18 protein-coding genes are annotated in these 21,300 nt (G+C 64.5%); 12 read left to right on the top strand and 6 right to left on the bottom strand.

Going from position 1 to position 21,300, the window contains the following annotated elements; genetic code table 11:
- The first annotated feature begins 58 nt into the window (after nt 1-58).
- Complete coding sequence (locus KW830_RS01005) at nt 59-2,596, top strand: TonB-dependent siderophore receptor (protein WP_218331640.1); 2,538 nt, start codon at nt 59-61, stop codon at nt 2,594-2,596.
- Nucleotides 2,597-2,724: 128 nt separating this feature from the next.
- Here the strand turns inward: KW830_RS01005 and KW830_RS01000 are convergent, their stop codons facing one another.
- Complete coding sequence (locus KW830_RS01000) at nt 2,725-3,093, bottom strand: DUF1428 domain-containing protein (protein ID WP_218331638.1); 369 nt, start codon at nt 3,091-3,093, stop codon at nt 2,725-2,727.
- A 656-nt stretch (nt 3,094-3,749) separates the two neighbouring features.
- Here KW830_RS01000 and KW830_RS00995 point away from each other — a divergent pair.
- Genes KW830_RS00995 through KW830_RS00985 form a run of 3 tightly spaced genes read left to right on the top strand, consistent with a single transcriptional unit; the run spans nt 3,750 to nt 8,532 of the window.
- Nucleotides 3,750-5,858, top strand: coding sequence for a hydantoinase/oxoprolinase family protein (locus tag KW830_RS00995; RefSeq protein WP_218331636.1), 2,109 nt, complete (start codon nt 3,750-3,752; stop codon nt 5,856-5,858).
- Nucleotides 5,855-7,510, top strand: coding sequence for a hydantoinase B/oxoprolinase family protein (locus tag KW830_RS00990; RefSeq protein WP_218331635.1), 1,656 nt, complete (start codon nt 5,855-5,857; stop codon nt 7,508-7,510). Before KW830_RS00995 ends, KW830_RS00990 begins: the two co-directional genes overlap by 4 nt.
- Nucleotides 7,511-7,551: 41 nt before the next feature.
- Nucleotides 7,552-8,532 (top strand): tripartite tricarboxylate transporter substrate binding protein, encoded by a 981-nt coding sequence (locus KW830_RS00985; protein WP_218331634.1) that lies wholly within the window; start codon nt 7,552-7,554, stop codon nt 8,530-8,532.
- A gap of 216 nt (nt 8,533-8,748) precedes the next feature.
- On the opposite strand, the gene KW830_RS00980 is transcribed toward KW830_RS00985, so the two are convergent.
- Nucleotides 8,749-9,150 (bottom strand): cupin domain-containing protein, encoded by a 402-nt coding sequence (locus tag KW830_RS00980; protein WP_218331633.1) that lies wholly within the window; start codon nt 9,148-9,150, stop codon nt 8,749-8,751.
- Nucleotides 9,151-9,198: 48 nt separating this feature from the next.
- Nucleotides 9,199-10,077, bottom strand: coding sequence for an AraC family transcriptional regulator (locus KW830_RS00975; protein ID WP_255578023.1), 879 nt, complete (start codon nt 10,075-10,077; stop codon nt 9,199-9,201).
- A 279-nt stretch (nt 10,078-10,356) separates the two neighbouring features.
- Between KW830_RS00975 and KW830_RS00970 the strand changes: the two genes are divergently transcribed.
- The 6 genes from KW830_RS00970 to KW830_RS00945 all read left to right on the top strand — a co-directional run bounded on the left by KW830_RS00970 (nt 10,357) and on the right by KW830_RS00945 (nt 15,411).
- A complete protein-coding gene (locus tag KW830_RS00970; protein ID WP_218331632.1) occupies nt 10,357-11,058 on the top strand; it encodes an aspartate/glutamate racemase family protein in 702 nt (233 codons plus the stop codon).
- Between the two features lie 537 nt (nt 11,059-11,595).
- Nucleotides 11,596-12,093 carry a hypothetical protein gene (locus KW830_RS00965; RefSeq protein ID WP_218331631.1) on the top strand — a complete coding sequence of 166 codons (498 nt, stop codon included), beginning with the start codon at nt 11,596-11,598 and terminating at the stop codon, nt 12,091-12,093.
- A gap of 477 nt (nt 12,094-12,570) precedes the next feature.
- The gene (locus tag KW830_RS00960) at nt 12,571-13,134 is read left to right on the top strand and encodes a fasciclin domain-containing protein (RefSeq protein ID WP_066533531.1); all 564 of its coding nucleotides are present in this window, start codon (nt 12,571-12,573) and stop codon (nt 13,132-13,134) included.
- Between the two features lie 311 nt (nt 13,135-13,445).
- Complete coding sequence (locus KW830_RS00955; RefSeq protein ID WP_218331630.1) at nt 13,446-14,018, top strand: DUF3455 domain-containing protein; 573 nt, start codon at nt 13,446-13,448, stop codon at nt 14,016-14,018.
- Between the two features lie 128 nt (nt 14,019-14,146).
- Nucleotides 14,147-14,671 carry a sigma-70 family RNA polymerase sigma factor gene (locus tag KW830_RS00950; protein WP_370510804.1) on the top strand — a complete coding sequence of 175 codons (525 nt, stop codon included), beginning with the start codon at nt 14,147-14,149 and terminating at the stop codon, nt 14,669-14,671.
- Nucleotides 14,668-15,411 carry an anti-sigma factor domain-containing protein gene (locus tag KW830_RS00945; RefSeq protein ID WP_218331628.1) on the top strand — a complete coding sequence of 248 codons (744 nt, stop codon included), beginning with the start codon at nt 14,668-14,670 and terminating at the stop codon, nt 15,409-15,411. Before KW830_RS00950 ends, KW830_RS00945 begins: the two co-directional genes overlap by 4 nt.
- Before the next feature lie 204 nt (nt 15,412-15,615).
- Here KW830_RS00945 and msrA read toward each other — a convergent pair whose 3' ends face one another.
- From msrA to msrB, 3 genes are read right to left on the bottom strand one after another with little or no spacing between them, the layout of a single operon-like run.
- Nucleotides 15,616-16,365, bottom strand: coding sequence for a peptide-methionine (S)-S-oxide reductase MsrA (gene msrA, locus KW830_RS00940; protein ID WP_218331626.1), 750 nt, complete (start codon nt 16,363-16,365; stop codon nt 15,616-15,618).
- Complete coding sequence (locus tag KW830_RS00935; protein WP_218331624.1) at nt 16,362-18,182, bottom strand: cytochrome c biogenesis protein DipZ; 1,821 nt, start codon at nt 18,180-18,182, stop codon at nt 16,362-16,364. The genes msrA and KW830_RS00935 overlap by 4 nt, the downstream gene beginning before the upstream one ends.
- Nucleotides 18,183-18,209: 27 nt before the next feature.
- Nucleotides 18,210-18,725 carry a peptide-methionine (R)-S-oxide reductase MsrB gene (msrB, locus tag KW830_RS00930; RefSeq protein WP_218331622.1) on the bottom strand — a complete coding sequence of 172 codons (516 nt, stop codon included), beginning with the start codon at nt 18,723-18,725 and terminating at the stop codon, nt 18,210-18,212.
- A gap of 209 nt (nt 18,726-18,934) precedes the next feature.
- Between msrB and KW830_RS00925 the strand changes: the two genes are divergently transcribed.
- Complete coding sequence (locus KW830_RS00925) at nt 18,935-19,651, top strand: response regulator transcription factor (protein WP_218331620.1); 717 nt, start codon at nt 18,935-18,937, stop codon at nt 19,649-19,651.
- Nucleotides 19,648-21,135, top strand: a complete 1,488-nt coding sequence (locus KW830_RS00920; protein WP_218331618.1) for a HAMP domain-containing sensor histidine kinase — start codon at nt 19,648-19,650, stop codon at nt 21,133-21,135. The genes KW830_RS00925 and KW830_RS00920 overlap by 4 nt, the downstream gene beginning before the upstream one ends.
- The last annotated feature ends 165 nt before the right edge of the window (nt 21,136-21,300 follow it).

The following is a 21,300-nucleotide window of genomic DNA, read 5'->3' as shown; positions in this document are numbered from 1 at the left end:
TTCGATGGAGCGCTTTTTTGCACTGCACTTTTCCATCGCACTTTCCCCAAGGAACACCATGGTCTCCCTGCCCCCATCCTGCGTGGCCCATACGCCCCACACGGCCCGCACTGCCCGCCTTCATGCGCACGCCCTGCGCCACACCGCCACCGCCCATGCCGTGCTCATCACCCTAGCGCTGGCAGCGGGCGCCATGGCACCGCTGGGCGTTCTGGCCCAGCCGGCCGCACAGGCTGCCGATACGGCCCGGAATTTTCAGGTCCCGGCGGGCCCGCTGGCTGCGGCCCTGACGGTGTTTGCTGCCGATGCCGGCATCAGCATCAGTGCGCCCCCGGCCCTGGTGCAGAACCGGAACACGCCCGGCCTGAACGGCCGCTACGCCGTGGACGACGCGCTGGTGCGCCTGGTGGCCGGCTCCAACCTGCAGGCCCAGGCAGCCGGCCCGGGCAGCTATGTGCTGCGTGCGCTGCCGGTGGTGGCACCGGGTGCCGCCGCCGGCCAGGGCGCCACCCTGGGTGAGGTGCGGGTGACGGCGCAGGCCGAGCGCGAATCCGCCTGGGGCCCAGCCGGCGGCTATGTGGCGCGGCGCGCTTCGACCGGCACCAAGACGGATGCACTGCTGGTGGAAACGCCGCAGTCGATCTCGGTGGTCACGCGCGAGCGTATGGATGACCAGGGCGTGCAGCACCTGGGTGAAAGCATGCGATATCTGGCCAATGTGCGGCCCGACAGCGGCGGTGCGCAGAATGCGGCGACCAATGTCTACATCCGGGGCTTCCAATCGGCCGATTTCTACGTGGACGGCCTGCGCTACCGGCCGCTGGGCTTCTTCGGCATGATGGCCGAAGAGCCCTATGACGTGGAACGTGTGGAGGTGTTCAAGGGGCCGACGTCCGGGCTGTACGGCCAATCCAACCCCGGGGGCATTGTGAACCTGGTGTCCAAGCAGCCCACCGAGTACCAGCGCGGGCAAATCGAGCTGTCGCCCGGCACGGACCGCCGCATGCAGCTGGCCGCCGATGTCAGCGGCCCTGTGAACGAAGACAAGACCCTGCTCTACCGCATGGTGGCGCTGGGCCGCAAGGCGGATGCGGTCATCGACCACCAGAAGGACGACCGCGTGTACCTGGCGCCCACCATCCGCTGGCAGCCCGATGCACGCACCAGCCTGGATGTGCGCGCTGTGTACCAGAAGAACTGGGCACTGGCGAGCACCAACGTGCCCTGGGCGGCCGTCAACGGCAGCAGCCCGTACGGCCGCATGCCCATGGACCGGTTCCTGGGCGAGCCGGGCTTTGACCGGGAGACCCAGGAGCAGAAATCGCTGGCCTATGAATTCCGCCACGAGTTCAACGACGACTGGAGCGTGCGCCAGAATTTCCGCTACGGTAATTTCGACAACCACGAGAACTATCTGGCACGCGCCAGCGGTCTGGTGAACGGCACGCAGTTGCTGCGCAACTACCAGCTGCGCCATGCCTACGGGGATGTGGTGGCGCTGGACAACCACCTGCTGGGCCGTGTGAAGACCGGCGCGGCCGAGCACCAGTTGCTGGTGGGCCTGGACTACAGCCGCAGCCATACGATCCGCAACGAGAAATGGGGCGTGGGCCCCGTGCTGGACAACGTGTTTGCACCCCACTATGGCGCGGCGGTGGACACCTCGGTCTACACGTCCTGGGTCAATGCATCCACCCGCACCACGCAGACGGGCGTGTACCTGCAGGACCAGATCAAGCTGGGCGGCTGGGTGCTGACGCTGGGCGGCCGCCATGACAAAGTGGATACCGAAGTGCAGGACCGCTGGACCGGCGAACTCACCACCAACCGCAGCTGGTCGGCCACCACCGGACGCGCCGGCCTGAACTATGTCTTTGACAACGGCCTGGCCCCGTACGTGGGGTACTCGGAATCCTTCACGCCGGTGACGGGAGCCACCTCTCCCGCACGGGGCAGCACCTCGTTCGACCCGGAAACGGGCAAGCAGGTGGAAGTGGGCATCAAATACCAGCCTCCGGGACAGGACAGCTTTGTGACGCTGGCGGCATTCGACCTGCGCCGCCAGAACGTGAGCACCATCGACCCGGACGATGAGCGCTACAACGTGCAGACGGGGGAAACACGCTCCCGTGGCATCGAGCTGGAAGGCGTGCTGCAGCTGACACGCCAGATGCGTGTGGCCGCGGCGTACAGCTACAACGACATCGTCGTGACCAAGGACAACGCATCGTCCAGCGGCTACACGGTGCAAGGCAAGGGTCTGTTCAAGGCACCGGCACACATGGCTTCGCTGTGGGTGGACCACCGTTTCGATGACGGCGTGCTCCAGGGCCTGGGCGTCGGCCTGGGTGCCCGCTACACGGGCAGCGCCTGGGGTGATGCGCTGAACACGTTCAAAGTGCCGGCCTACACCCTGTGGGACCTGTCGCTGCGCTATGACCTGGCCCAGGCCGATCCGCGCTGGAAAGGCTGGACTGCCAGCCTGAATGTGCGCAACCTGACCAATCGCTACTACGTGGCATCGTGCTTCTTTGCCCTGGCCTGCAATATGGGGGAAGGACGCACGGCGGTCGCCAAGCTGGCCTACCAGTGGTGACACCTGGCGGTGTGTGGTGAATGCCCACGGCCGCGCCCACGCCGGCGCGGTGCGTGTGCTATGACCCTGGCAAAGCAGGCGCGGGCCTGGGCTTGCTGAACAGGTGCTACCGCCCTGCCCCGGCCACTTCAGGCCTTCACTTCGACCACCGGCTCAAAGCCCCCGAAGATCATGCGTTTGCCGTCAAAAGGAATGGGTGGGTTGCCGGGGGCGGACGGGTCCATGCGCGGGTCTTCCATCATCTTTTTCATGCCGGCGTCGCGCGTGGCCTTGTCCGGCCATTCGATCCACGAGAAAGCTACCGTTTCCTCGGGCGTGGCCTGCACTGCGCGCCGGAAGTCGGTGAGCTTGCCATCGGGCACATCATCGCCCCACGCCTCGATCACCCGCAGGGCGCCCAGCTCCAGAAAGATGGGGTCCAGCGTGCGCGCATGGGCGATGAATTTTTCCTTGTTGGCGGTGGGCACAGCGATCACGAAACCATCGATATAGGACATGTATGCACTCCTGCTGGTTCAATCGGTCGGTGCTGACGCAGCACCGCTATGGAATACCCGCCAGGCCAGACGCTGCGGTGCCTGCAGCGCTGATCCCTTGGGTGCGAAGGCCCGGCTTCCACCATCCGCGCCGGGCATGGCCTTGCCACGTTGTCTGCGGCACACGGCACGCTGAGCGTGCCTGGCGTGGCTGAGCGCTGTTATGCGCATGCGCGCTGGCCTGCCTCTGTGCCCACCCCGCAGTTCATCCCGAAAAACGTGGCGTTGTGGGATGCCATGGTAGTGCTGCAGACCTGAGCGGGAGCAAAGGTTTGTGACCGACTGCATCCGGCCCGAAGCCAGCCCTGCGGCCGGTCAACCTGTCCCATAGCGCGAAGGACCCAGAGCGGCTCTACACACTGCTCACACGGCCCAGTCCACCGCAGGTTGATGGGCATGGCAAGGCGTGAAACCAGGGGCAGTCGCTGCGAAGAGCGCCGTGTAATCACGGCACATTGCGGTCCATTGCGGGATTACCCTTACAAAACAGTGACCAACATTTTCTTATTTCCGAACGCTATATCAACACCGATTGAATGACGCCTTAAACGTGTCCTTGCGCGCCACACCGCCCCGATGGCCGCCGCACAGGCACCGAAAAACAAGGAATAACAGTCATGTCGAAATGGTCCGTTGGTATAGACATCGGAGGCACGTTCACCGATCTGGTGGCCTTGCAACACGCCACGGGAACACAGCGCAGTTTCAAGGTGCTCACGACGCATGGTGACCCCTCCATGGGCGTCATCGAGGGCATACAACAGTTGATGCGCAACCATGGCATCCCTGCTGACAGCGTCGAGCTAGTAGTCCATGCCACCACGCTTTTCACGAATGCGCTCATTGAGCGCCGCGGTGCCTGCACCGGTTTGCTGACCACCCAAGGGTTCGCCGACATTGCCGAGATGGGCAACGAACGCAAATACGACCTGTACGACCTGCAGATCGAGCGCGCACAGCCTTTGGCGCCACGCCATCTGCGGGCCGAAGTGGCAGGCCGGCTGAACGCCCAGGGACAGGAAATCGAGCCACTGGACATCCCGCAGGCCTTGGCTGCGGTGGACACCCTGGTGCACGCCGGGGTCGAATCGCTGGCCATTTGCCTGCTGCACGCCTATGCCTCGCCGCAGCACGAGCTGGCATTGCAGGCCGCCATTCAGGCCCGCCACCCCCAGCTGACGCTCACGCTCTCCAGCCAGACGGCACCGGTGATCCGCGAGTACGAGCGCACCACCACCACCTTGGCCAATGCCTACATCAAGCCCATGGCACGCGCCTACCTGGACAAGCTGGCCGACGAGCTGGCCGCCATCGGTCTGCCGCGCGGCGTGCTGATGATGCTGTCCAACGGAGGGCTGGCACGCATTGACGATGCCCGTGAGTTGCCGATTGCCCTGCTGGAATCCGGCCCGGCGGCGGGCGCCGTCTCTGCCGTCCACCACAGCTTGCTGGAAAGCCACCGGGATCTGCTGGCCTTCGACATGGGGGGCACCACCGCCAAGCTGTGCCTGGTCACCCAGGGGCAGCCCTCCATCAGCTTTGGCTTCGAGGCAGCCCGCCGCCAACGGTTTGCCGAAGGCAGCGGCCTGCCCATCCACATCACCACGGTCGACCTGATCGAGATTGGCGCTGGCGGCGGCAGCATTGCGCACCAGGATGCCTTGGGCCTGCTCAAGGTGGGCCCGCGCAGCGCAGGGTCCGAACCTGGCCCCATGTGCTATGGACTGGGCGGCGATGCCCCCACGGTCACCGACGCCAACTTGCTGCTGGGCTACCTCAACCCCGATTTCTTCGCAGGGGGCACATTGGCCATGGACCGCCAGCAGTCTGAGGCCGGTTTTGCGGCACTGGGCCAGCAACTGCAGCACAGCGCCGTCGCCACGGCCTGGGGTGTGCACGACATCGTGGCCGAAAACATGGCCGCCGCGGCCCGCGTGCATGTGTCGGAGCGCGGACAGGACCCGCGCAAGTTCGTGCTGGTCGCCACGGGTGGCGGCGGCCCGCTGCATGCCTACTATGTGGCACGCAAGATCGGCATCTCCACCATCATTGCGCCGCCCGAAGCAGGCGTGGCCTCGGCCTTTGGCTTGCTGGTCGCCACTGCACGGTCCGATCGCTCGCGCACCATCAGCTTCAAGCCTGCTACCGGCGATCTGCGGGAGCTAGAAACCCAGTTCACGGCCCTGGAAACCCAGGCCCTGCCCCCTCTGCACGCGCTGGAGCAGGGCTTTGGCCCCATCCAGCTGCAGCGCCGGGCCGATGGCCGCTTTGTCGGCCAGGGCTTCAACCTCACGGTCGATCTGCCCAGCGGGCCCTACCACTTTGCGGACAGCGCCGGAGAAGCCGCATGGCGCTCCCAGCTGGACCAGGCATTCCGCAGCGAGTACCAGCGCAAGTTCGGCCGCGTCCCGCCCGATGTGCCGGTGGAGCTGGTCAATCTGCGCATCACCGGGGAAGCGCCACCGGTGGAGCCCTTCCACGCCGCACCACTGCCCGCAAGCCACAGCACCCCCGAGCCGGTGGCGCATCGCGATGTGTATTTCCATGAAGTGCGCGAATACGTGTCCACGCCCATCTTCCGGCGTGCACAACTGCGCCCGGGCTTTGCCATGGCGGGCCCCCTGCTGGTGGAAGAGCCCAGCACCACCGTCGTCGTCGGCCCGCTGGGCCGCATAACCATGACGGAGCACGCCAACCTGGTCATCACTGTGGAGACTGCGCAATGAGCACCACCCGCCCCACCCACGACAACACCGCCGACAACGCCATCTTTCTGGAGGTGTTCTGGACCCGCGTACGTTCCGCCGTGAACGAGGCCGCCAAGCTGATTGTGCGCACCTCGTTCTCCACCCTGTCGTCCGAGGCGAATGACTTTGCCGTCGTCATGACCGACTCGCAGGGCCAGACCATTGCCGAGAATGCCGGCGCCATTCCCTCGTTCATCGGCACCCTGGGCAACACCGTGCGCGCCATCATCGGCGCCATCGGCACGCAGGCCATGCGCGACGGTGATATCTACATCACCAACAACCCCTGGATCGGCACCGGCCACCTGAATGACGTGTGCTTGGTCAAGCCCATCTTCCATGCATCGCAGCTGGTCGGCTTCGCCGCCACCGCAGGGCATGTGCCCGACATCGGCGGAAAGATCCGGTCGGTCGATGCCCGCGAACTGTTCGAAGAAGGCTTCCACATTCCACCCATGCACTTCCTGCGGGAAGGCCGGGCCGATGCCACCTTGCTGAGCCTGCTGCGCACCAATGTGCGCACACCCGAGCAGACCGTGGGCGACATCTGGTGCCACGCCAGCGCCACCGAACTGATTGCCCGCCGCGTCAGTGACCTGCTGCACGAGTACCGGCTGACCGGTGTCGACGACCTGGCCGAGGCCTTGTTCAGCCGCAGCGAACAGGCCATGCGCGCCGCCATTCGCGCCCTGCCGGATGGCGAGTACCGCTACGGCATGGACACCGACGGCTTTGACGAGCGCTTCCGCTTCGAAGTCACGGTGCGCATTGCCGATGGCACGCTCACCTGCGACTTCACCGGCAGCTCCCCCCAGCAGCCCCGCGCCGTCAATTGCGTGCTGGCCTATACCCACGCCATGACGGCCTATGCCATCAAGAGCCTGCTGCTGCCCGAGCTGGCCAACAACCAGGGCTTGTTCCGGCCGATTCACACCGTCGCCCCGGAAGGCTCTTTGCTCAACCCGCTTTCGCCCGCCCCGGTCGGTGGCCGCTCCTGCACCGGGCACTATGTGCCCACCACGATCTTTGGTGCGCTGTTCCCGCTGCTGCCCGAACGCGTGATGGCCGGTGTCGGATCGCCCGTGTGGATCACCAACCTGACGGGCCGCCGTGCCAACGGCAAATCCTTTGCCAATGTGCTGTTCTACAACGGCGGCATGGGTGCCACATACGGCAAGGACGGGGCCTCCGTCATGTCCTGGCCCAGCAACATCTCGCCCACCCCGATCGAGGTGGCCGAGCGCGATGCCCCGCTGCGCTTTCTGCGCAAGGCCTTGATTCCCGACTCGGGCGGCACCGGCCAATGGCGCGGCGGCCTGGGCGAGGAAATCCAGTTCGTCAACCAGCACGAGGGGCCGTTGAATGTGGTGTTCCTGACCGAACGCCTGAAGGTGGCGGCACCCGGACTGGGCGGAGGCGACGACGGAGCCCCCGGCGCGGTCTGGATCAATGGCCAGCCCATCAACTCCCGCACCCCGCAAGTGCTGCAACCCGGTGACGTGGTCACGCTGCGCACACCCGGTGGTGGGGGCTACGGCCCTGCCACGGCCCGCAGCGCGGATGCCATTGCCCGCGACCGCCTGCTGGGATATGTCAGCGCCCTTCCCTCCACCGCTGTGTCTGCGCACTGATGGCGCACCCCGGCTCCCCCTCATTCCTTGAAAGTCGTTCCATGATTTCCCTGACCAAACGCTCGCTGGCTCGCTGGAGCCTGGCCTCCCTGGCACTGCTCGCCACCACGCACCCGGCACTGGCCGCCGCCTACCCCCAAAAACCGATCACGCTGGTAGTGGGATTCTCTGCCGGCAGCAGCATTGACATGGTGGCCCGCGCCGTCGGCAACAAGCTGTCGGACAAGCTGGGCCAGCCGGTGCTGATCGACAACAAGCCCGGCGCGGGCGGCAACGTCGCCGCCGGCCTGGTGGCACGCGCGCCAGCGGATGGCTACACCCTGCTGGTCGTGGCCAACAGCATTGCCATTGCCCCTGCGGTCTACCCCAACCTGAAATTCGACGTGCAGAAGGACCTGCGTGCCGTGGCCTACGTCGGCGTCGGCCCGGTGATCATGAAAGTCAGCACCCAGCGCGGTTTTCAAACACTGAACGACGTGGTGAGCTACGCCAAGGCCCATCCCGGTGCGTTGAACTTCGGCTCCTCCGGCATCGGCGGCACCCCCCACATGGCCACCGAGCTGTTCAACCACATCGCCGGCATCCAGATGACGCACATCCCCTACAAGGGTGGCTCCGATGCACTGGCGGCGCTGATCGGTGGCCAGATCGACGTGCTGATCAACCCCTTGCTGGGGGATGTGGCCTCGGACAAGGTGCGCTCCCTGGCCATCAGCGGCACCCATCGCTCCCATCTGGCCTCCGGCGTGCCCACCTTTGGCGAAGCCGGTTACTCCGCTTACGACCTGGGCGTGTACTACGGCGTGGTCGCCCCCAGCCACACGCCTGCCGAGGTGGTGCAGAAAGTCAATGCCGCCATCAACGAGGTGCTGAAAGACCCCAGCGTGGTAGAAGCCCTGACCACCCGCAGCGGCATCACACTGGCCCCCGGCACGCCGGCGGCCTTCCAGAAGTTCATTGACCAGGACATTGCACGCTGGAAGAGCGTGGTCGAAAAGAACCGCAGCATCGTCCAACCCTGACGCTGCCAGCCTCCCCAGCAAAAAAGCCGTGGCACCTTGTGTGTCACGGCTTTTTTGCTGGGTGGCGTTCTGGCGTACTCGCGCAGACGGCATGTTGCCTGCCGCGCGGAGCGATCCAGGCGCGCATGCGCCGTCGTCTTTTCGCCCATATCGGCCGAACCGTATCGGCCAAACGTTCACTCGCCATGCCGTGGCACATTGCCAGTGGGCCTGGTTCTAGATCCACACGTCATTGGGAGCCCTTCGCTCCGAATCGCTGTCCCCGGTGTTGGGAACCCCTGCAGGTTCGATCATCAGCAGTTTGGCTTCCGTTGCCGCAAACGTCTTGTGTTCAACCCCTCTGGGGACCACAGCCATTTCGCCGGCTTGCAGCTCGATGCTGTGGTCTCGGAAGTCGATTCGCAGCACGCCTTCCAGCACGATGAATGCCTCGTCGGTATCGCTGTGCGCATGCCAGATGAAGTCCCCGGCGATCTTCACGACCTTGAACTGGTAGTCGTTCATTTCAGCCACCACACGCGGCTGCCAATGGTCTTGGATCAGACCGATCTTGTGCAATAAGTTAACGGGCACTTGCTGCCCACGGTCCTGGGCAGGGGAAGAAATGCTTGCAGCCATGGCTGGTCCTTTATCCATCAAAGGCTCCAGCCTAGGCAAAGCAAGCCGTCAGATCTTGAACGTTTGTGCGCCGGAAGGCGTAGCTATGCGGAAGCGCATCATCCGCAACCACCGGCCAGGCGGCATACCAAAGGTCTGGGTGAAATGGCGTGTCATGTGGGCCTGGTCCGCAAACCCGGTGGATGCTGCCGCATCGGCGAGCGAAGCCCCGCAGAGCATGCGTTGCCGTGCCACATCCAGCTTGCGCAAGATGACAAATCGCGACGGGCTGGTGCCATAGAACTTGCGGAAATCGCGGGACAGACTCCAGCGATCCCGCCCGGTGACGGCGCTCAGTTCCTCCATGGAGATGGAGGACTGCCAAGCGTCACACAAAAAATCATGGGCCATTTTGGTGCTGTGGAAGTCTCTGGCAGGCAGCCCGCCGGCTCCACCCGTGCCGCCCGCTTCGGCATGGAGCGCGAGCGCAAGCTCCACGATGGCGTCGGTTTCTTCCATGGAATTGCTTGCCCCGAGTGGCTGGTCCAGCATGGCTCTGGTGGCGCTCTCAAGACGCGGGGATTGCGTGATGCCGCCTTCAATATAGGGAAGCGCGTGGCCTCCGAGCACCTCCTGAATCAGTGCAGGAGCCACATAGATCATGCGGTAGTGGAATCCGTCATCCGTTCCCGCTTGGCCGTCGTGCGCCTCGTCGGGATGCAGGACCATGGTGTGGCCTGGCAGACTCTGTCTGTGGGCGCCCCGGTATTGGAAGGCTTGCACTCCGGCCATCGTGCAGCCAATGGCATAAGTGTCGTGTCGGTGCATGCCGTAGGCATTGCCCTGGAAAAAAGCCTCAATGCGCTCCATTCCCTGTATCGCATCGCTGCGATGGAGCCAGCTTTTTTGATCCAGATGCATTACTTTCGTCATCGTGCTTTCTAACATGGGTAGAACGCTTCGTTGCGAAGGTCTGCTCCTGGCCGACAGTGCGCCGTGGCCATGCACCGCACAAGCAGATGCCCGGTGTGAAGGCCGCACCATCCAGTCGCTGCGTTCAGGGACGCGCGACATGGAGCGCTTGGCCACCAGCCCCCACAGCGGGCCGTTTCCGGCTCCGGCCGCTCCATGCAGCGGTGATAGCATCCAGACAAGCATTCTTCGATTGGCGCTTTCACACCATGCGGCGCCATATCAACGCCATACGTGTTCTCGATCCCGAATCCCATGAAAACTATCGGTCTACTTGGCGGCATGAGCTGGGAATCCACCATTCCCTACTACCGCCACATCAATGAAGCAGTGAAGGCGCGGCTGGGCGGGCTGCACTCTGCCAAGGTGGTGCTGTACAGCGTGGATTTCGCCGAGATCGAGCGCCTGCAGCACCAGGGGGACTGGGAGGCAGCGGGCGCCCTGCTCGCCAACGCGGCGCAGGCGCTGGAGCGTGCCGGTGCGGATGTCATCGTGTTGTGCACCAACACCATGCACAAGGTGGCGTCGGCCATCGAGGCGGCCGTGGCGATTCCGCTTTTGCACATCGCAGACCCGACCGCAGCGGAAATCCGCCAAGCCGGCCTGTCCCGCATCGGTTTGCTCGGCACGCGCTTCACGATGGAGCAGGATTTCTATCGCGGCCGCCTTGCGGAGCGGCACGGCATCGAAGTGCTTGTGCCCGATCAGGAAGACCGCGATCTGGTGCATCGCGTGATCTACGAAGAGCTCTGCCTCGGCCGCGTGGAAAACGCTTCGCGCCAGGCCTACCGCGACGTGATGCGGCGCCTTGTCGAACGTGGGGCCCAAGGGATCATCCTGGGCTGCACGGAGATTTCGCTGTTGGTGGGCCAGCAGGATGCGAGCGTGCCGCTGTTCGACACCACCGCGATCCATGCCGCCGCTGCGGCGGAGTGGGGTTTGCCCGATGCGTCCTGATTCCGGCTTCAATGAGGGTGCAAAAGAGCATGATTCCTGAGAACCATCAGCGGCTAAAGCGGGCATTCGCCCCAACACTCAGGCTGCGCGGGCGATTCTGAGCACATTCGATGCCACTGGATCAATGCAGATGGTGACCAGCGTGCGCGCATCCGCTGCTCCTTGTTGGCAATGGAAACAGCGATCTCAAAACCATCGATACAGCGCAGGCGTTCACGCCTGCTGAATCAATCGATCGGTGCTGGTGCAGCGCCGCTTCGGAATACCCACACGGCACTGCAAGTGGTGAACGACATACTGTGAAATCCATGCCACATGCGCATGTTTGTGGTCTTTCCACCAACGTCCAGCGAGCAGTTCACCCCAACTTGCACGACCATTTTCGATATGCCCCTAATGCGGTAGACCTTTACAGCAGTAAATGTTTGCGACCGACTGCTTCCAGCTATGAACGAGGCCATTGGAACTGCTTAATCACAGCGTATGGTCTCATGCGAGGCTAGCTAAGATTAATGACACTCTCTCATGTTGAGCATCATGAACGTCGTAATCCCTGCAACCGAATTCGAAATATGCGTATCAATGACAGACCTTATGACATGGTCGGAAGAAGATGGCCTTCCAGTGGGCCAACATCCCGAACTCAAAGCGTTGTTTGATGCTCTAGCGGCAAATATCGATCTATTGCCTATTGCGATCAAATACTTTGAAAACAGTAACCGTGCTGGCCACGGCGACATCTATGTGTTCACTTTTGATAACACCGACTCCACGGTCGTGGCACTGGACACACACTCGGAAATTACGGATCAGCTTGACCTAGTTTCGCTGTATATCAAATGCACGAAAGCGAAAAGCGCTGAGATATCACAGTGCGTACAGCGACTGTTCAATACAACATCTGTGCAGATACATGCTTCGCAGAAATCAGTCAGCAAGCGGCTCCGCAAAGCGATCGATCCACTCAGCTTTCCTCGGATGCATCCTGACAGCTCCTTTATGCAATCGCAGATCAGGATCCCAATTTTCCCGTGAGGTCGATAGACGGCACACACAGCATCAGCGATCACCAATCCCCGAACCGCTTTGGGTCCATAGCTGTCTCCACCAAAAGCTGCTACCTGCTACCTGCTACCTGCTACCTGCTACCTGCTACCTGCTACCTGCTACCTGCTACCTGCTACCTGCTACCTGCTACCTGCTACCTGCTACCTGCTACCTGCTACCTGCTACCTTCTATCTGCTGCACGCATTTGAAATGCATACAACCAAGCTGCGGACGAATGCAAAGACATATCTCCACCAAGACAAGGCCAGAGCCTGCAGCCCTCTCTCCACTGCCCAAGTCCGCGGCCTGCGGTCTTGGGGCATTCGGAACATACAACCGGACGCAAATCAGGAGCCAACAAAAAATAGGATGCGTTGAAATTCCTGAATCCAGTCGTGCCTGGGCAGCGTATTCACATCAGCCGCAGCGTCGCGGCGTTTGTTCCACCTTCCCAGGAGCTTTCCATGACTTCGATTCACAGCACACGCACACTGGCATCTTTCGGTCTGGCTATCGTGGTGTCCGCCACTTCGGTGGCCGCCATGGCGGATGTCATGGTCGGCGGTGCCCCCATGCTGCCGTCCAAGGACATCATCGACAACGCCGTCAATTCCAAGGACCACACCACGCTGGTTGCGGCCGTCAAGGCGGCGGGGCTGGTCGAGACCTTGAAGGGGCCCGGCCCTTTCACGGTGTTTGCCCCCACCAATGCCGCTTTTGACGCCCTGCCTGCCGGTACGGTGGATACCTTGCTGAAGCCCGAGAACAAGGGGACGCTGACAACGGTACTGACCTACCACGTGGTCGCAGGCAAATGGGATGCCGCGGCCCTGGGCAAGATGGTCAAGGACGGCAAGGGCATGGCCAGCATCAAGACCGTCAGCGGTGGCACGCTGGTGGCCAAGGCCAAGGGCTCGAAGATCACGCTCACCGACGAAAAAGGCGGCACGGCCACGGTGACCATACCGAACGTCTACCAGTCCAATGGGGTGATCCATGTGATCGACAAGGTGCTGCTGCCTAAGTAAGGGCAAGGGCTAGCTGCTGCAACGGGCTCAAGGCCAGCCCTTGCTGCAGCTGCAGGGTGTACCTGGCCGGTTGCAGCACAGGCGCCTTGCGAACCACGGGCAGCGGCCCTCTGAAGCGCTGCCTACCAAACGCCAGTCCACTGCGGCTCGGAAAGAGGCGTGGACCAGCAATGGGTGTCGCAGCGACGGATTCGCAGGAAAAAATATTTTTTGATCCCCTGCATCCAAACCGCTCGCTGGCGGGTAGTACCTGCAGCAGAACAAAAAAACTGCTGATCAAGTCCTTCAACCACCCTGTCAGGAGAGCCGAAATGTCCACCACACGCACTGCGCCCCGCCTCGCCGTCCTCGCCACCGTTGCAGGAGCTGCGGCCCTGCTCACTGCCTGCGGCACGATGCACCAGCCAGCCAGCACGTTTTCGCAAGCTTCGCTGCCCGCCCCCATCCAGGTCCCTGCGGGTCACAAAGTCGCCTGGGAAACCGTGGGCAGCGGCGACATCACCTATGAATGCAAGGACAAGGCCGGGATGCCCGGGCAGACCGAATGGGTCTTCGTCGGCCCGGAAGCCGTGCTGAAAAGCCGCGCGGGCAAGGCGGTAGGCCGCTATTTCGGCCCCCCTGCCACCTGGGTCGCCAATGATGGCTCCAAGCTCACTGCGACACAGCTTGCCGTGGCGCCTTCGGGCCCTGGCAATCTGCCCTACCAATTGGTCAAGGCGAATCCGGCCATGGGCAGCGGTGAGCTGGTGGGCGTGAGCTACATCCAACGTGTGGCTCTGCAGGGCGGTGTGGCGCCGGCAGACAAGCCCTGTACCGATGCCACCAAGGGCCAGAAAGCCGTAGTGAAGTACCAGGCTGACTACATTTTCTGGAAGCCCATGTAAGCCTTGGGGACGGCACGGATACACTGGGGAAGGAAAGCCCTTTACGTCCTCTACGTCCCTGGACCCTTCCTCTCTTCGTGCTGCCCTCCACCCTCAACGACGACGCCTTCGACCATGACGCAGCCCTGATGGCCTGTGCGCACGGTGACCGCGATGCCTTACGGCGCATCTATGAGCGCGAATCGCGCTATTTGCTTGGCGTGGCCTTGCGCATCGTGCGTGACCGTGCCGCCGCAGAAGATGTGCTGCATGACGCCTTTGTGTCCATCTGGAGCCGTGCATCCAGTTTTGATGCCAGCCGCGGGGCCGGTAGAGGCTGGATCTATAGCGTGGTGCGGCATGCAGCACTCAACCGGGTGCGGGACAGCGCCCGCGAGACAACCCTGGACGAGCCCGCCGCTGCACACCATGACACCCAGGCTGCGCTTGCGGCGTGGAACACCAGCGGCGATGAATTGGCGCGGCACGCTGCGCTGGGCCGCCTTGGCCACTGCCTTGACGGCCTGGAGCCGACCCGTCGCAGTTGCCTGCTGTACGCCTACATCGACGGTTGTACCCATGGCGAGATTGCGCAGCGGGTGCAAGCGCCGCTGGGTACCGTGAAGGCCTGGATACAACGTGGACTGCGCGCCCTGCGGGAGTGCATGCAATGAGCAACGATACAAGCCCGGAACCGCCGATGGGCAGCGGAGCTTACGACGACTTGCAGACCCAAGCCGGCGAGTATGTACTGGGCACGCTTGAGGCAGCCGAGCGCCGCGCCATCGAAGCCCGCCTGCCCCATGAGCCAGCCTTGCGCGCCGCCATCGAGGCGTGGGAGCAACGCTTGCTGCCGCTGACCACCTTGGCCAACCCCGTTGAACCCGGCGCTGGCTTATGGCCACGCATTGCAGCCAGCATTGCGCCGGCTCGCCGTGCACAGCCTGCCGCCGCAGGCCGCCACTGGTGGCAGTGGGACAGCCTCGCGCTGTGGCGCGGCCTGGCTGGTGGCGGTTTCGCAGCCGCTGCCGTACTTGCCGCCGTGCTGGTGGTGCGCGAAGCCGCTGCGCCCCCGGCACCCCGCTACTTTGTGGTGCTTGCCGCGCCACAAAGCCAAGCCCCGGGCTGGCTGGTGCAGGCACAGACCGAAGGCCGGCTGCGACTGGTACCGCTGGGCATTGATGCCGTGCCGGCCGAAAAATCGCTGCAGTTCTGGACCAAGGCCGATGGCTGGAGTGCGCCCGTGTCCCTGGGCCTGGTCAAGCCGGGTGAGGCAATCGAAGTGCCGGTCGACCAGCTACCGCCGCTGCAGCCCAACCAGTTGTTCGAGCTGACGCTGGAGCCTGCAGGCGGATCCCCCATCGGGCGGCCGACAGGTCCGATCCAATTCATCGGGCGGGCCGTACAGATATAGGACAGGCATGCCCCAGCTCGAAGCGACCGGGTTACCGCGATGGAGAGGGAGAGGGTCGAGCTTCGGTGCGTGCATGCAGCAACGCCCCGCAAGCCCTCACGCTCCGTGTTCAGTGCTGGGGGCTGGGTAGCTGGGTAGCTGGGTAGCTGGGAGCGGGGCTGGGTTACGGGGTTACGCGCACTGCGATGAAACCAGGCTTCGAGATCAGTAGCGCGCCTTCTTTACCAGCACAGGCTCCTTGCGGTAGCTGTCCGGGAACAGGCGCCGGAGATTTTCCACCTTGGGCAGGTCGTTGATGGCGATGTAGGGATGGCGCGGGTTCTCGGTCATGAAGTCCTGGTGGTAGATCTCGGCCGGATAGAAGCTGGGCTTGTCTTCCAGGCGGGTCACGATAGGCTTGCGGTACACACGTGCCCCATCCAGCTGGGCGATGTACGCCTGTGCCACCTGGGTCTGCGCCGGGCTGGTCGTGAAGATAGCAGAGCGGTACTGCGTGCCGGTGTCAGGCCCCTGGCGGTTGAGCTGGGTCGGGTCATGGGCCACGGAGAAAAAGATCTGCAGCAGCGTGCCGTAGCTCACCTGGGCCGGGTCGAACGTGACTTCCACGGATTCCGCATGGCCGGTGTTGCCCCGGCCGACAAGCTCGTAGGAGGCCGTGGATGCGCTGCCTCCGCTGTAGCCAGAGACGGCACGCTGCACTCCCTTGACATGCTGAAAGACGCCTTGCACGCCCCAGAAGCAGCCGCCGGCGAAGATTGCGCGTTGCGGTGCAGTGCCGCCCGGCGGCAGATCCTGCACCGGTGCGGGGATGCGGACCGCCTCTTCCGCGGAAAGCGCCGTGCGCTGCCAGAGCAGGCCGCCGCCCACCACGACGACACTGGCAGACAGGGCTTGGAGCAAGGTGCGCCGGCTGGGCACCAGGGGGGATTGGGTAAGCGTTTTCATGGCGGTCATCCAAAGGTAAAGGCGTAGGCAGAGACGCCAGGGTCCAGAAACTCGATGCTGAAGGTGCGTTCGGCAATGTCGCCCGGCTGCCGCACCAGTTGGTACAGCCGCTGCGAGGTCACGGTGCCGCTGCCGTCGGCAGCGACATCCATGCCATGCGCGTCACCCGGCGGCTTGCCGTCGATACGGACCTTGAAGCGCACAGGCTTTCCATCGGCCCCCGGACCCAGCACCAGGTGCAGGTCACGCGCCTGGAAGCGGTAGACGATGCCGCCGGACGGTGCCGACAGCGTGGCGCTTTCCGGGCCCACCAACCACCGGCCCTCCAGGCCCCAGGCGTTCAAGGCGGGGCGTGTGGGGCCGGCATAGAGCGTGGCTTTGTCGTGCACGGCTGGTGGGGTGGAGGCAAAGTGTTCGGCGCGTTCGTAACCCAGATAGGTTTCCGGCGAGCGCATTGCATCGGTGCTGGCGGCAAGCTGCACCCCCGTGGCGTCCACCTCCGTCAGGCCCATGGCGGTCTGCGCAGACCCGGCTTCCTGCAGGAGCTGCTGGATCACGCGTTCCGATTCCGCATAGCCGCCTTCGCCGAAGTGGTGGTGGCGGATGCGGCCTGTGGCATCGATGAAGTAATGCGCCGGCCAGTACTGGTTCTGGAAGGCGCGCCAGATCGCGTACTTGTTGTCCACGGCGACCGGGTAGGAAATGCCCAGGTCCTTCATGGCCTTGGTGACATTGCCAATGTCGCGTTCGAAGGCGAATTCGGGCGCATGCACCCCGACCACCACCAGGCCCTGGTCGCGGTACTTCTCTGCCCAGGCCTTCACGTAGGGCAAGGTGCGCAGGCAGTTGATGCAGGAGTAGGTCCAGAAATCGACCAGCACGACCTTGCCGCGCAGGTCCTGGGCGGTCAACGGGGCGGAGTTGAGCCAGTGCGTGGCCCCGTCCAGCGACGGCGCCAGTCCTTCGTCCGGCAGGGTCGGCGCTGCGGCCCTGCGCATGGCGCCGCCGGCGGCCATCATGGCCCCGTTCTCCGCAGGCGCCATGGCGGGCCCCTGCATCATCATGGTGGAGTTCCCGCGCATGGCCATGGCATCGCCGGCCTGTGGCTTCTTGAGGCGATCGACGAGCTTTTGCTCAATGCCGCCGGTGGAGGCGGTCGACAGCTGAGCCAGCACGCCCGTATCCAGGCCCAGGGCAATGGCGGCCACGCCGGCCAGCATGGCGGCGCCCAGGCCACGGCGCACCCATTCGCCAAAGCCCAGCGAGCGCTTGAGCGCGGCAAACACCTTGCCTCCCAGCAACAGAGCGGCTGCCATGGAGGTGGCGGCACCGGCGGCATAGGCCAGCAGCAGCAGTGTGGAGGTGACGTTGGCGCCTTCCAGTGCTGCACCGGTCAGGATCAAGCCAAGAATGGGGCCGGCACAGGGAGCCCACAGCAGCCCCGTGGCCACGCCCAGCAGGACGGAGGAGCCGATGCGGGGCGACCCTTCGGTCTGCGCCGTGTCCGACAGGCGCGACCCCATGGCCACGAGCGGCCGGGTCAGCCGCTCGGAAAGACCGGGCCACAGCAGGGCCAGCGCAAAGGCGGCCATGAGCGCCAGGGCCAACCCGCGCCCCAGCTGGTTGGCGGCCACCACCCAGCCGCCGCCAACGGCGGCCAGCGAGGCGACCACTGCAAAAGTGAGTGCCATGCCCGCCAGCAGCGGCAAGCCGCTGCGCATAAAAGGCTGGCTGGCGCGGGAGAACACAAACGGCAGTACGGGCAGGATGCAGGGGCTGAGGATGGTCAGCACCCCGCCGAGGTAGGCAAGAACGATGAGTAGCATGGCGTGCTCCTTTGGGCGGTCTGCGGCTCAGGCCGCTTTGGGCGTGAAGGTGAGCGCCACGCCGTTCATGCAGTAGCGCAGGCCCGTGGGGGGAGGACCGTCGTCAAAGACATGGCCCAGATGCCCACCGCAGCGCCGGCAATGCACTTCGGTGCGCACGGTGCCGTAGCTCCGGTCCTGGCGCGTGGCCACGGCGTTGTCCAGGGGCTTCCAGAAGCTGGGCCAGCCGGTGCCGCTCTCGAACTTGGTGGTGGAGGCGAACAGGGGCAGCGCGCAGCCGGCGCAGGCAAAGGTGCCGGGGCGATGCTCCTTGTTGAGCGGGCTGCTGCCAGGGCGCTCCGTGCCCTCGCGGCGCAGCACCGCATACTGCTGGGGACTGAGCCGCTCCCGCCACTGCGCATCGGTGTAATTGACTTCAAAGATTTCCGCCGCGCCCGCCGCCGTGGCGCGGCGGGGAAACAGGCTGGCGGACAGCAAGGCGGCGGAGGCAGAGGCAACGGAGGCGACAGTGCCCAGCAGCAGGTGGCGTCGGGTGGTGGTCATGGCATTGGCTTTCTGGATGCGATGTGTCCAGATTACGAAGCCGTCCTCGCGAAGTCCTCACGCAAAGTTAAAAGATTCGTGATAACTCCCTGCCCTGGTATTGCGGACAATAGGCGGACCAACAGGCCAACCAACAGACCCACACATGGACAGGCAGGCACCGGCAGCATTGCCATAGAGCCTTCCAGCCCGTCCCGGAACACACAGCCATGACCACCACCCGCCGCATCCTGCTGGTTGAGGACGACGCCCACATTGCCGATCTGCTGGCGCTTCACCTGCGGGACGAGGGGCTGGAAGTGGTGCACTGTGCGCGCGGCGATGACGGGCTGGCGCAGCTGCAGCGCGGCGGCTGGGATGCGCTGGTGCTGGACCTGATGCTGCCCGGCGTTGACGGGCTGGAGATCTGCCGCCAGGCACGGGCCATGACGCGGTACACGCCGATCATCATCATCAGCGCCCGTTCCAGCGAGGTGCACCGCATCCTGGGGCTGGAAATCGGTGCCGACGACTACCTGGCCAAGCCGTTCTCCGTGCTGGAGCTGGTGGCGCGGGTCAAAGCCCTGCTGCGCAGGGTGGAGGCGCTGGCGCAGAGTGCACGCATGGAGTCCGGCAGCCTCTTGATCGACGGCCTGGCGATGGACCCGGTGACCCGCGATGCACGGCTGCACGGAGACCGCCTGGATCTGACGCCGCGCGAGTTCGATCTGCTGTACTTCTTTGCCCGCCAGCCCGGCAAGGTGTTTTCGCGCATGGACCTGCTCAATGCCGTGTGGGGCTACCAGCACGAGGGCTATGAGCACACGGTCAACACCCACATCAACCGGCTGCGCGCCAAGGTGGAGGCCGATCCGGCGCAGCCCGTGCGCATCCTCACGGTCTGGGGCCGTGGGTACAAGTTCGCACAAGCCGGGGGCGGACAATGAAGCTGACGCAACGCCTGGCGATCGTGTTCGCCGCCCTGCTGCTGCTGTGCAGCGGCACTTCGGCCTGGCTGCAGGTGCGTTCCAACCGCATGCACGAGCTGGAGGTGGTGCAGGCGCTGTCCCGCGATGTGGCCGAGAGCATTGCCCGCAACGCCCAGCTCACCGACGCCAACGGCCTGATGCCCAATGCGGTGCGCGACCTGTTCAACCAGCTGATGATGCTGAACCCCAGCGTGGAGGTTTACCTGCTGGAGCCGGACGGGCGCATTGCCGGCCATGCCGCGCCTGACGGCCGGCTGCGCCGCGACCGCGTGGATCTGGCGCCGCTGCAGCGCTTTCTCGAAGGCCGGATGCTGCCCATTCTGGGCGACGACCCTCGAAGCGCCGATGGCCGCAAGGTGTTCAGCGCCGCCCCGCTGAGCGTGAACGGCCGGCAGGTCGGCTACATCTATGTGGTGCTGCTGGGGGAGGCGCACGACCTGCTGGCAGCCCAGGGGTCTGCGGATGCGGTGCTGAAGACGGCGCTGCTGTCGATCGGGATGGTGGGCCTGCTGTGCCTGGCCGCGGGCCTGGTGGCCTTCACCTTGATCACCCGCCCTTTGCGGCGCCTGACCGAGTCGGTGCGCCAGTTCGACATCCACGGCGCGCCCCCTGCCCTGCCGGTGCTTCCGTCCGATGCCCGTGCCAACAGCCGCGACGAGATTGCCGTGCTGGATGCCGCTTACCGGCAGATGGTGCAGCGCATCGGCGAACAGTGGACCGCCCTGACGCGGCAGGACCAGGAACGCCGGGAGCTGATTGCGAACGTGTCGCACGATCTGCGCACGCCGCTGTCGTCGCTGCATGGTTATCTGGAAACCCTGCTGCTGAAGGATGCCACGCTGACGCCCCTGGAACGCAGACGCTATCTGGGCATTGCGCTGGAGCAAAGCCGGCAGGTGGGTGCCTTGTCCCAGAGCCTGTTCGAGCTGGCGCGGCTGGAGTACGGCTTTGTGCAGCCCGCGCTGGAGTCTTTCTCGCTGGTGGATCTGGTGCAGGATGTGTTCCAGAAGTTCGAGCTGCGCGCGCAGGCGCGCCATGTCGCCCTGCACGCGCATTTTCCGCCGCAGCTTCCCTCAGTCAGTGCCGATCTGGGCATGATCGAACGGGTGCTGAGCAATCTGCTGGACAACGCCCTGCGCTACACGCCGGAAGGCGGCTCGATCACGGTCAGCATCGCAGTGGCCGGTGACGCGTGCGAAGTGACGGTGCGCGACTCGGGCCCGGGCATCCCGCCGGAGCTGCGGGAGGGCCTGTTTCGCCGGCCCTTCACGGTGGGCGGTGCACGCCGTGACGGCGGCCTGGGACTGCGCATCGTGCACAAGATGCTGGAACTGCATGGCCAGACCATCCAGTTGGTCGAAGGGGACGGGGACGATGACAGCAGCGGTGCAGGCACAGGCGCCACGTTCCGGTTCTCGCTGCCCCGGTCTGCGGCGGCCTAGCCCGGGCTGAACCTGGCTGGGTCGGAGCCATCGGCCCGCAGCGGGATGTCCCCGTCGCAGGCGGGAGGGACCGGGAGCGGACGTTTGCAGAACGTGCCTGCTTTCTGCTTGAGCCCCCCGCACGATGCTCCCCATTCCATCGCCCTGAAAAAAATCCCCTGCGGC

Source organism: Comamonas sp. CMM03, assembly GCF_019218715.1.
Lineage (GTDB): Bacteria > Pseudomonadota > Gammaproteobacteria > Burkholderiales > Burkholderiaceae_C > Comamonas > Comamonas terrigena.
Note: the sequence above shows the minus strand (reverse complement) of the source record. Positions and strands in the feature narration are given on the sequence as shown.